This is a genomic window from Methylobacterium sp. J-076, assembly GCF_022829405.1.
GTDB lineage: Bacteria > Pseudomonadota > Alphaproteobacteria > Rhizobiales > Beijerinckiaceae > Methylobacterium.
This window is the reverse complement of sequence record NZ_JAKSXW010000093.1, coordinates 1-11301: the sequence shown is the minus strand read 5'-3', so window position 1 is coordinate 11301 and position 11301 is coordinate 1. Positions and strand designations below refer to the sequence as shown.

The window sequence follows — 11301 nt, the reverse complement described above, 5'->3', positions numbered from 1 at the left end:
TTCGTCGGTGAGGCGCCGGCGCGCAGGGTGTCGACGAACCAGTCCATCGCTTCGAGGAAGCCGGCGGTGGCCTCAGGCGTGAGCGGCGCGAGTGGGATGGTCTTGCGCTTGGTTACCGCGTCCGGTGGCAGATGGATACCGAGTACCGCGTTCAGGCGGTCGAGCAGTGCCTGCCGCAAGCCGAGATCGTCGAACACCGGCTTGGCGAGCATATACTCGAAGTACACCGCCATCGTGCCGTCGCTGAACAATCGCAGCGCCGGGATGGCGACCCCAGAGCCGACGCGACCTTGCGTTCGAGTTCGCCGTCGCGGAACGGCTTCAGGACGATAGCGTCCGCACCGACCGCGCCGGCCTGGGTCAGCGCGGTGGTGTCGGCGAAGCCGGTGACGAACAGCACGGGAATCCCGGGCCACCGGTTTTGGATCTCGATGGCGGCCTCGGCACCATTCATGCCCGGCATGGCGAAATCGAGCACGACGAGGTCGACGCAAGGATCGACTTCGAGGGCGGCGAGGGCCTGGAGCCCGGAGGCCGCCTCGCGCACCTCGTACCCGGCCTCGGACAGGCGGGTGGTCGTGACCTCGCGGACCTCAGCGTCGTCGTCGACCACGAGCAGCCTTGCCGCGCTCCCGGGCGGGTGCGCAACGTTGCAGTCGACCGGCACAGGCGCCGACCGGACCGCGGCGCCATCGCGCTCGACGCGCGGCAGATAGACTTTGATCGAGGTGCCCTCGCCGAGGACGGTGTCGATCCGGATGCCGCCGCCGGACTGCTTCACGAACCCGAACACCTGGGCGAGGCCCAGCCCCGAGCCCTTGCCGACCTCCTTCGTCGTGAAGAAGGGTTCGAACACCCGCGAGAGCACCTCGGGCGCCATTCCGGTGCCGGTGTCGCTCACCGAGACCATGACGTACTCGCCCGGCTGCGGTTGTTCCGGCCGGGTCGGCGGACCGGTGACGATGACGTTGGCGGTCTCGACGGTCAGCCGTCCGCCGACCGCCATCGCGTCCCGGGCGTTGATGGCGAGGTTGAGGATCACGAGTTCGATCTGCGTGGCGTCCACGAGTGCCGGCCACAGGTCGGTCTGCAGGGTCGTCTCGATCTGGACGGCGCCGCCGATGGAGCTTTGGAGAAGGTCGCGCATCGCGGCGACGGTCTCGTTCAGGCCCACCGGAGTCGGCTCAAGCCGCTGGCGCCGCGAGAAAGCGAGCAGTTGCGCCGTCAGGTTGGCCCCCCGTTCAGCAGCACCGCGCATCATGTTCAACCGCCGCCTCGAACGTTCGTCGGCGACGGCGCGCTCCAGAAACTCGATATTGCCGGCGATGACGGTGAGCAAATTGTTAAAGTCGTGCGCCACGCCGCTGGTGAGCTGCCCGACCGCCTCCAGCCGCTGGTTCAACCGCAGCGCCTCCTCGACGCGCTCCCGCTCGCCGATCTGTCGCTTGAGCTCGGCGTTGGCCTCGGCGAGCTCGCGGGTGCGCTCGGCGATGCGGGTCTCCAGCGTCTCGTTCAGCGCCTGGAGGGCATCCTCGGCCGCCCGCTTCTCGGCGCGTCCCTGCGCCTCCGCCAGTGCCCGGAGAACGGTGCGGGACATCCGGTCGAGCCGCTGCTTGGTGACGTAGTCCGTGGCGCCGTTCTTCAGCGCCTCGACCGCGACGTCCTCGCCAAGGGTGCCGGAGCAGAAGATGAACGGGATGTCCGGGCATTGCTCCCGGGCGATGCCGAGCGCGCTGACACCGTCGAAGGTCGGCAGGACGTAGTCCGCAAGGATGATGTCGTGGCGTCCGGGCTGGGCGGCGGCCGCGAACGCGTCGCGCGTCATCACCCGCTCGATCACCACGGGATGGTCGAGCTTCTCCAGTTCCGCCTCGATGAGCTCCGCGTCGAGGTCGCTGTCCTCCAAGTGGAGGATGTGCAGCGGACCTGCGCAGGGTCCGATCACCCGTTCGATGGCCAGCCTCCCTTGTGCGGCGGCGGCTCGTTCAGCAGCGCCCAGAACACCCCGAGCTCCTTGATGGCGGCGAAGAACTCCTCGAACCCGACCGGCTTCACCACGAAGGCGTTCACCCCGAGGTCGTAGGAGCGCACCACGTCGGTCTCCTCACGCGACGAAGTCAGCATCACCACCGGGATGCCGCGGGTCGACGGATCGCCCTTGATCTTGGCGAGTACCTCCAAGCCGTCGACTTTGGGCAGCTTCAGGTCGAGCAGCACGACCGCCGGGTCCTGCGCCTGGCGCTTCTCGTGCGGGCCGCGCCGGTAGACGAAGTCGAGCGCCTCGGCCCCGTCGCGGCAGATGATGATCTCGTTGGCGAGTTGGCTCGATTCCAGCGCGGCCATCGTCAGTTCGATGTCGTTGGGGTTGTCCTCGACGAGGAGGATCGGTTTCAGTCCGGCCATGTCAGCGCACCTCCTCCCGGAGGGGTAATGTGAAGTAGAAGGTCGCGCCTTCGCCGACGGTACCCTCGGCCCAGGTCCGACCGCCGTGGCGCTCGACAATTCGGCGGATGTTGGCGAGACCGATGCCGGTGCCCTCGAACTCCTCGACCCGGTGGAGCCGCTGGAACACGCCAAACAGCTTGTCGACGTAGGCCATGTCGAAGCCGGCGCCGTTGTCGCGCACGAAGAACACCGCCTCGCCATCCTTTGGCGGGAGCCGGCCCATCGTGATCACCGCCTCGGCCTTGCCACGGGTGTACTTCACCGCGTTCGAGAGCAGGTTCTCGATCACCAGCCGGAGCATCACCGGGTCGGCGTAGGCCCGTCCCAGGGGCTGGATGTCCCAGAGCACGGTCCGGTCGGGGGGGACATCGCGCAGGGCCTTGCGGCGGACCTCCTCGACAAGGGCGTTCATGTCGCCCGAGACCTTGTTCAGGGCGTTGCGGCCCATCTGCGAGAACGACAGCAGGTTGTCGACCAGGGTCCCGGCCGAGAAGGCCGCCTCGATGATGGTGTCGACGTAGTGCCGGCCCTTGTCGCTGAGGTTGGCGCCCTCGCGGGTCTTGAGCAGGTTCGAGTACCCGACGATGTGCCGGAACGGCGCGCGCAGATCGTGGCTCACCGAGTACGAGAACGCCTCAAGCTCCTTGTTCGAGCGTTGCAGCTCCTCGCTCATGGCCGCGAGTTCCTCGGCCCGGCGCAGCACGATACCGAGCACCGAGGAACGCAGGTCCTTGGCCGCCTCGACCTCGGCGGCGGACCAAGGCAGGGAGCGGCCCTGGACGGTCTCCTTCCAGATCTCGAAGGATTTCCGCGGGTGGAGGCGGTCTGGACCGCCCCCGGGGTCGGGCAGCGCCGGCTTCACCGGGTTGCCGCCCCACTTCACGGTGCGCACCACCTCCGGCCTGAACCAGAGGATGTAGCTCGCGTACTTCTTCGAGACCGAGATCGCCAGGAGGCCGCTCGCCCTGTCCGTGAGGATGGCGGCCTCGGGGATGGTTTCCGAGAGGGCCTCGGACACGAAGACATCGTCCGTCTCGCTGCGCGCCGATAGCCACGCGTACAGGGCGCGCACCTCGGCCTCGCCCGGCGTCGCACCGAGGAGCCGGCACCGGTCGGCGGTGACCACGGCGGCCCCGGCGGCGTTCACCAGGGCCAGGACGTCGTCGGGGTGCTTGAGCAGGCCGTCGACGAAGCTATCCTCCTCGGCCATGAAACCGAGCAGGCGCGCCTGGATCGCACCCAGCGCCAGGCGCTGCTCGGCCTGGGCACCGCGCTCGCGCGCCAAGAGCTGCAGGGCGAAGATCTGGGCGAGCACGTCGCAGGCGTTGCGGGCGTGGAGCGGGACGCGCTTGGGCTCGGCGTTGTGGCAGGAGATCAGGCCCCAGAGCGCGCCGTCGACGAGGATCGACACGGACATCGACGCCATCGTGCCCATGTTGCGCATGTACTCGACGTGGACCGGCGAGACCGAGCGCAGCACCGATTGGCTGAGGTCGAGCGCCTTGCCGGCCGGCGTGGTCGCGGGCTGGATCGGAACAGGGACGTAGCCGGCGTCCGGGATGATGCGCAGGCGGTTGCGGCGGTAGAGCTCGCGCGCCTGGGCGGGGATGTCCGAGGCTGGGAAGCGCAGGTCGAGGTAGGACGGCAGCGCGCCGTTGCCGTCCTCGGCGAGCACGGTGCCGTGCCAGTCCCGGTCGAACCGGTAGACCAGCGCCCGGTCGAGGCCGGTGACCTGGCGGATGTCCTCGGCGACGAGTTGGCAGAGATCCTCGACGGTGCGGGCGGTCTGCAGCCGCTCGACGAAGGTGCGCAGCCGTGGCGTGAGCACGTCCAGGCCGACGCCCATCGTGGAGGGGGCGATCTCCTCAAGCTCCAGCACCACGAGGTCGTCGACCCGGTGCGCGGCGACCTCGTAGGTCAGCCGGGCCGCGTCGGAGGTCAGGGTCACCGTGCGGAGGTAGGAGGCCCCGGCCAGCGGACCGGCCTCGCCGAGATGGCGGCGGACGATGGCGGCAAGATGGGGGAATGCCACGTCCAGGGTGACGCCGACCGCTGCGGGGGCGGGTGCGTTGGCACTCGCCTGGACGATCGTCAGGGTCCGGACTTCGAGGGCGAGGAGGAACCCGTGCGGCTGGACGCTGCCGACGACGTGGATCGGCTCCCGGTCGCAAGAGGTCAGATCGAGGTTCGGGGCCGGGTCGCTACCTTGGTGCAAGCCGGGGGTTTCCATCGGTCCGGGCCGGCCAAGGTTCATGAAATGCAATAGCATCGCTCGGCCGTCGCGAGAATAGTGCGAACGCACCGGTATCGGCGCGTCCCACCACGCAAGGTGGTCCGAAGGATGGGAGCCGCAATACCTTCGTGCAAAAACGTCCCCGCGGCACCCAAGCATGCCCGTTGCCTCGTGTGGACCTACCCCGCCTCCATCGAATGGCAGGGAATGGGTAAGGGATCGGACGTCGTCGCTCGACCGGGATGACCTTCCATCCCGTCACGAGACCGCGGGGGGCCGGGTCGGCGGGCAACCATGTCGGGCCGAGGGGACTTAAGCGGGCATGAGCCAGGAACCCCGGGACGGTACGCACCACGCCCTCGTCGTCGACGACGACGCCCTGATCCTGATGGAGGCGACCGACATCCTGGAGGATGCCGGCTTCGAGGTTCTGGAGGCGATGAACGTCGCCCAGGCGCTCCAGGTGCTCGACCAGAATCACGACCGCGTCCAGTTGCTCTTCACCGATGCGAACATGCCCGGGGACGCGGACGGTTTCGCGCTGGCGCGGCAGGTGTCCGGGCGCTGGCCGCACATCGCGGTCGTGGTCGCATCCGGCCAGGCCGAGCCGGGCCCCGGCGACCTGCCGGACGGGGCGACCTTCATCGCCAAGCCGTTCAGCGCGGAGATCGTCCGGCACCACGTGCGCAGGACGCTGCCTGACGAGAAGCACCCCGAGCCCTTGAGGAACGGGAATGGCGCTCGAAACTGAGCGTATCGACACGGATGGCGAGGGTCACTCACCCGAACGGTATCGAGGGAGCAGCGACTGGGAAGAACGATACGGTACCGAGCGTCCCGGACGGTCCGCGCCCGCGAACCATCGCCATGCCGCGCGACACGAATGCGGCAGGATTGCTCGGTGTGGTTCGAATGGCCCCGACCGGGCGCCCTATTCCGCAGCCGACCTGCGACGCCGCCGTTTCGATGCCGCCTGCCGCAGGATGCGGGACAGCGCCTCGACCGAGTACGGCTTCTGCAGGAGTTCGAACCCATGGTCGCTTTCCTGCGCGAGGACGTGGCTGTAGCCGCTGGTGAGCACCACCGGCAGGCCGGGATGGAGACGAGCGATCTCGCGTGCGAGCTCGACCCCGTTCATGCCCGGCATGATCACGTCCGAGAACACCACGTCGTAGGTGTCGGGCTTGACGGCCAGGGCCGCCAGGGCCTCGTCGGCGTTCTCGACCCAGTGCGTGCCGTAGCCAAGTTCCTGGAGGGTCTGGGTCGAGAAGGTACCGACGTCGCGGTTGTCCTCGACCACCAGGACGCGGGCGCCCCGACCGTCGACGACCGCGTCCTCGTCCGTGGCCTGCTCGACCCGTACGGCGCCTGCGGCGACGCGCGGGAGGTAGAGCGCGAAGGTGGTGCCGCGTCCGACCTCGCTCTCGACCAGGATCTCGCCGCCCGATTGCTTGGCGAAGCCGAACACCTGGCTGAGGCCGAGGCCCGTGCCCTGCCCTACACCCTTGGTCGTAAAGAACGGCTCGAAGATTCGGTCGACCTGGTCAGCCGGGATGCCGGAACCGGTGTCGGTCAGCGCGATCCTGACGAAATCCCCGACCTGCGCGGGATGCGAGCGCAACACGGGCACGACCCCCACGGCGTCGACCGCGATGTCGAGCCGGCCCTCGCCGTCCATCGCGTCGCGGGCGTTGACCGCCATGTTCACCAGGGCGGTGTCGAACTGGCTCGGATCGGCGCGGATGTGGCAAGGCTCGTCGCCGACGTGGATCGACACAGAGATCCGGGCGCCGGTGAGGGTTCCGACCATCTCGCCGATGGCCCTGACGCTGCGGCCGACGTCGAACACCTCGGGCCGCAACGCCTGGCGCCGAGCGAAGGCCAGGAGCTGGCCCGTGAGCTTGGCGGCTCGTTCGACCGTGTCGGAGATCGCGCCGATGTACCGGCCCCGCCGTTCCTCGGAGAGGTCCGGGCGCTTGAGCAGGTCGGTCGACGACTTGATCACGGTCAGCAGGTTGTTGAAGTCATGCGCGACGCCCCCGGTCAGCTGGCCGACGGCCTCCAGCTTCTGCGACTGCCGCAGGGCCTCCTCGGCCTGGAGCAGGTTGGCGGCGCGCTCCTTCTCCAGGGTAACGTCGCGGGAGACGCAGTACAGCATCCCCTCGACCGGGACTGCCGTCCACGACAGCGTGCGGTAATCACCGTCCCGCGCCCGGAAGCGGTTCTCGAAGGCAAGCGTCAGGCCGCCGGCGGCGAGCCGGGCGACCTCGGCACGCGTCCTCTCACGGTCGTCGGGGTGTTCGAGCCACTCGGACGTCTTCCCGATGATCTCGTGCCGCTCCCACCCCAGGATCGAATGCCAGGCCGGGTTGATGCTGACCCAGACACCGTTCGCGTCGGCGACGCCGAGCATGTCCTGGCTCACCTGCCAGATCCGGTCGCGCTCCTTGGTGCGCTCGGCGACCTGGGCCGCAAGGGTCTCGTTCAACGCCCGCAGCGCGCCTTGCGCGCGCACGCGCTCGACGGCGTCCCAGATCCGGGCTGCGACCTCCTCGACCAGCGAGACCTCGTCCGCCGTCCAGGCCCGCGGCTCGCGCTGGTTGACGTAGACGACAGAGCGCAGGCGTCCCTCGTGGACCTGGGGCACGGCGACGATGGCGGCGATGCCGAAGGCGCCCATCCCCAGGCCGGCGGTGTCCGGATAGGCTTCGACGTCGGCATAGACCGACGTGCGGCCCGCCCTGAGGTTGGCGATGTTGCCGGGTCCGAACGCGTCGAGCGGGTAGGTGTCGGCCAATGCGGAGACGCCGTCGACGTATTCGGTGCCGAGGGTGACGGACACGCCGTCTTCCCCGACGAAGCCGTAGCCGACCCGGCTGGCGCCGATGTAGCGCCCGAGTGCATCCACCGCCGCCTGCATCCGGCCACGCGGACCGCCCTGCTCGCGCAACGTGTCGGTCAGGTCTAGGAGGAAGCGCTGCCGCGCCTCGGCGGCTTGCCGTTCGGCGACGCGCCGCTCAAGCTCGGCGTTCATGTCACGGAGGCGCCGCTCGTCCAGCCGGCGGTCGGTGACGTCGGAGACCGTGAGCACGGCCCCCACGAGATTGCCGCCCCCGAACACGGGCGCGTTCGAGCAAATCACCTCGATGGGCGTGCCGTCATGGCGGAAGAAGGTGCCGTCGCGCCGGCGCAGGGTCTCCCCCTTCCGGATGGCGCGCACGAAGTCGCATTCCGAAGACGGGAACGGGCGCCCGTCGGGATGGTGGTGGTGGGCGGCCTCGTGCAGGTCCTGCCCGACCAGCGTTCCCTCATCCCATCCCAGCAAGGCGTGCGCGGTCCGGTTGGCGAAGGTGACGATTCCGTCGAGGTCGAGCTGGAGCACCCCCTCGCTGATGTGGTCCGTGACGGTCCGGAGCAGGTCCGTCTGCCGCTGCAGCGCATCCGCCGACAAGCGCTGGCCGGTCCTGTCCCGCAGGATCTTGAGGTAGCCGACGTGCCCGCCATCGTCGGCGTGCAGCGGCATCATCTCGCCGAGGGCGAAGAAGCGCGAACCATCCTTGCGGACGTGCCAGCGCTCGTCGTTGCCGCGGCCTTCCTCGCGCGCGCCCTTCATTTCCCGCTCGGGGATGCCCTCGGCGTCGTCCTCGTCGGTGAAGAAGACACGGGCGGGCCTGCCGCGCATCTCCGCCTCGGACCAGCCGAGGATCGCCTCGGCCCCCGCGCTCCAGCCGGTGACGAGCCCATCGAGGTCCATGGTCACCATGGCGTAGTCGATGGCGCTGTCGAGGATCTGGCGATGCCGGGTTTCCGCCTCGCGGGCGTCTCGAAAGGCGTCGTCGCGGGCGGCCATCGACCGCCGCAGCTCCATCTGCGCCATGACCTGGCGGGCCAGCGCCTCAAGGGCTTCCCCTTGTTCCGGCGTCAGTCCCCCGGGCCGGGGCTCGCGGTCGATCACGCACAGCGTCCCCAGCGCGACGCCCTCGGGGGTCTCTAGGCGGGCGCCGGCATAGAACCGCAGGTGCGGCTCCCCGGTGACCAGCGTGTTGCCCCGGGTGCGCGGGTCGGCGGTCAGGTCCGGGATCACCAGCAGGCCCGGTCGCGCGAGGGCGTGCGCGCAGATCGATTGCGACAGCGAGGTCTGGCAGGGGGCGAACCCCACCCGGGCCTTGAACCACTGCCGGTCGGCGGCCACCAGGCTGACCAGGGCCACCGACGTGCCGCAGATCCGCGAGGCGAGCAGGACGATGTCGTCGAAGCCCCGCTCGGCCTGCGTGTCGAGGATGCCGTAGCCGTCGAGGGCCGCGAGCCGGCCCGGATCGCGGGCGGCTTCCTCAGGCGCGGTCACGGGCGACCTCGGCGTTAGCGGTCCCGCGATGGGCCTTGGCCGCCTCCCGCTCCATCAGGAGGCGCAGCGCCGTCCTGACGACCTCGCTGATCGAGGTGTACTCGCCCTTGGCGACCTGGGCTTCGGCGTAGGCGATCAGCGGCTCGGTGAGGGCGATGTGTCGGAAGTGCTTGGCGGCCATCCGGTGGCGGTAGCAGCATGCGAGACCGGTGTCGCACCTGCAACACCCGGATCGCTCATACGTGTCGTCGCATGCTTTGATCGCCGCCTCGGCGTCGGGTCGACCCCGGGGCGGCGACGGTCGACCGGTTCCGAGCCGCGCCCGCACCGATCCATCATCGGTGTCGACGCGCGTCCGGTGGTTCGGGCGTCAGCCCGCGACCCCGCCGTCCTCCGCCCTGCGCCACCGTTAACGTCCGGCGCCCACCCGGATAGCGGGCTGCAGAACAACGTCCGCTTCCAAGCAGGCGTAGAAACGCGATGAGCGGCCGGGTTGGGTCGAACGCCGAATGGCCGCTTGGGGTCGGAAGCGGGATGGCTGCTCAGGGTGGATTTCCGCCGGTCCGCTTTTCAATCGAAGAGATAGGGAAGCGGAAGCTCAAATCTGGGGCGCACAGTCCGTCGTTCTGATCGAGTATGCAGCGCGAAATGCCGACCGGGCGCAACCCGCCGAGGGCTAAGCGAGAGGGGACGCCCGAGTCCCCTCACTCGGTACCGCCGTCCAGCCGGATTTTCCCCTTGAAGATCCGATAGACAACGAAGGTGTAGATCAGGGTGATCGGCAGGACCACGACGCCGGCGCCCCAGAACATGAACGACAGACTCGCCTCGGGGGCTGCCGCCTCGGTCAGGGTGATCGTGAAGGGCACCATGTAGGGCAGGAACGAGCCGGCGAGGGTGGCGAAGGCCGACGCGAAGATCACGGCCGTCAACCGGAAGGGCAGCGCGTCGATGCGGCGGCGTCCTGCGTGGAAGAGGCCGGCGGACGCGAGCGCCCCGATCAGCGGCAGGATGAGCAATTCCGGCCGCTCGGTCCACCGATGCAGCACCTGCAGGTTCATCGCCAGCGCGTACAGGAACGCCGCCGCCAGGAAAAACAGCACGCCGATGAGCAGCCGGGGCATCATCCGAAAGCCGAGGTCGCGCACATCGTCCTCGGTCTTGCTGCACAGCCACGCCGCGCCAAGCAGGGCGTAGCCGAGGCACAGACCTGCGCCGCATAGCAACGAAAAGGGCGACAGCCACGCGAAGGCCCCGCCGGCGTACTGCCCGTCGCGGATCGGCAATTCCTGCACGAGGGCCCCGACGGTCGTGCCCTGCACGAAGGCGGCGCAAGCGGAGCCCCCGACGAAACCGGCATCCCAGACTCTTCGAAGGCGCCGGGACTTGGCGCGGAACTCGAAGGCGACGCCCCGCAAGATCAGCGCGGCGAGCATCAGCAGCAGCGGCAGGTAGAAAGCCGAGAGCAGCAGCGCGTAGACGAGGGGGAAGGCGCCGAACAGGATCGTGGCGGCGAGCACAAGCCACGTCTCGTTGCCATCCCAGACCGGGGCGATCGCCTGCATCATGTGGCGGCGCGCGGTCTCGCTCGGGGCGATCCCGAACAGCATGCCGACTCCGAGATCGAACCCGTCGAGCAGCACGTAGAGAAGAATGGTGAGGGCGAGGGCCGCGGCCCAGAACGCGATCATCGCTTCTCACTCGGCCGGCGTCGAAGCCGTGTCGAGGGTCCCCGGGGCCCCTCCCGGTAAGGCGAGTGGCCGCTTGGGGTTGGCCCTGTGTGCGCCAAGATCGGGCATCGGCAAGAGCCCGCCCTTGAGAAGGCGGTAGATGTAGACCGTGCCGGCGGCGAAGATCAGCGCGTACACCGCGGCGAACACAATGAGCGAGGTCGCCACCTGAGGCGTCGTGAGGATCGGCGTCGCGGCGTCGGTGGTCCGCAACTGCCCGTAGACGGTCCAGGGCTGGCGCCCGATCTCGGCGGTGAACCAGCCGGTGAGCGTGGCCACGAAACCCAAGGGAAAGGAGAGGAAGATGCCCCATTGCAGCCAGCGGGCCCGTTCGAGCCGCCCGGCTGCATAGAAGGCGATGCCGCCCCAGGCCAGCGCCAGCATCAGCAGGCCGCAGCCGACCATAATCCGGAAGGCGAAGAACGGGATCAGGACCGGCGGTCGGTCGGCCTTCGGGATGGCCTTGAGGCCGATCACCTTGCCGGTGGGCGTCCCGTCGTCGATCAGGCTGCCCGCAGGAGGAGGCAGGGCGATGACGAACCGGTTCG

The 11301-nt window shown here is 69.1% G+C and carries 9 protein-coding genes; 1 reads left to right on the top strand and 8 read right to left on the bottom strand.

Annotated features, from left to right (window positions below):
- The 4 genes from MKK53_RS08980 to MKK53_RS08965 form a co-directional block, all read right to left on the bottom strand.
- The coding region (locus MKK53_RS08980; protein WP_243928353.1) for a hypothetical protein at window positions 1-233 on the bottom strand (233 nt) is incomplete at its 3' end.
- A complete protein-coding gene (locus MKK53_RS08975) occupies window positions 152-1945 on the bottom strand; it encodes a response regulator (RefSeq protein ID WP_243928352.1) in 1794 nt (597 codons plus the stop codon). The genes MKK53_RS08975 and MKK53_RS08980, both read right to left, overlap by 82 nt.
- Entirely contained in the window at window positions 1942-2403 is a 462-nt protein-coding gene (locus MKK53_RS08970; RefSeq protein ID WP_243928351.1) for a response regulator, read from the bottom strand. Before MKK53_RS08970 ends, MKK53_RS08975 begins: the two co-directional genes overlap by 4 nt.
- A 1-nt stretch (window position 2404) precedes the next feature.
- A complete protein-coding gene (locus tag MKK53_RS08965) occupies window positions 2405-4660 on the bottom strand; it encodes an ATP-binding protein (RefSeq protein ID WP_243928350.1) in 2256 nt (751 codons plus the stop codon).
- 340 nt (window positions 4661-5000) lie between these two features.
- On the opposite strand from MKK53_RS08965, the gene MKK53_RS08960 reads away from it, so the two are divergent.
- The gene (locus tag MKK53_RS08960; protein WP_243928349.1) at window positions 5001-5429 is read left to right on the top strand and encodes a response regulator; all 429 of its coding nucleotides are present in this window, start codon (window positions 5001-5003) and stop codon (window positions 5427-5429) included.
- A 180-nt stretch (window positions 5430-5609) separates the two neighbouring features.
- Here the strand turns inward: MKK53_RS08960 and MKK53_RS08955 are convergent, their stop codons facing one another.
- The 4 genes from MKK53_RS08955 to MKK53_RS08940 form a co-directional block, all read right to left on the bottom strand.
- The gene (locus MKK53_RS08955; RefSeq protein WP_243928348.1) at window positions 5610-9023 is read right to left on the bottom strand and encodes a PAS domain S-box protein; all 3414 of its coding nucleotides are present in this window, start codon (window positions 9021-9023) and stop codon (window positions 5610-5612) included.
- Window positions 9010-9204 (bottom strand): type II toxin-antitoxin system ParD family antitoxin, encoded by a 195-nt coding sequence (locus MKK53_RS08950; protein WP_243928347.1) that lies wholly within the window; start codon window positions 9202-9204, stop codon window positions 9010-9012. The genes MKK53_RS08955 and MKK53_RS08950 overlap by 14 nt, the downstream gene beginning before the upstream one ends.
- 523 nt (window positions 9205-9727) lie before the next feature.
- The gene (cydB, locus tag MKK53_RS08945) at window positions 9728-10714 is read right to left on the bottom strand and encodes a cytochrome d ubiquinol oxidase subunit II (protein WP_243928346.1); all 987 of its coding nucleotides are present in this window, start codon (window positions 10712-10714) and stop codon (window positions 9728-9730) included.
- A gap of 6 nt (window positions 10715-10720) precedes the next feature.
- Window positions 10721-11301, bottom strand: a 581-nt coding sequence (locus MKK53_RS08940; protein WP_243928345.1) for a cytochrome ubiquinol oxidase subunit I, incomplete at its 5' end; no start/stop codon positions are given.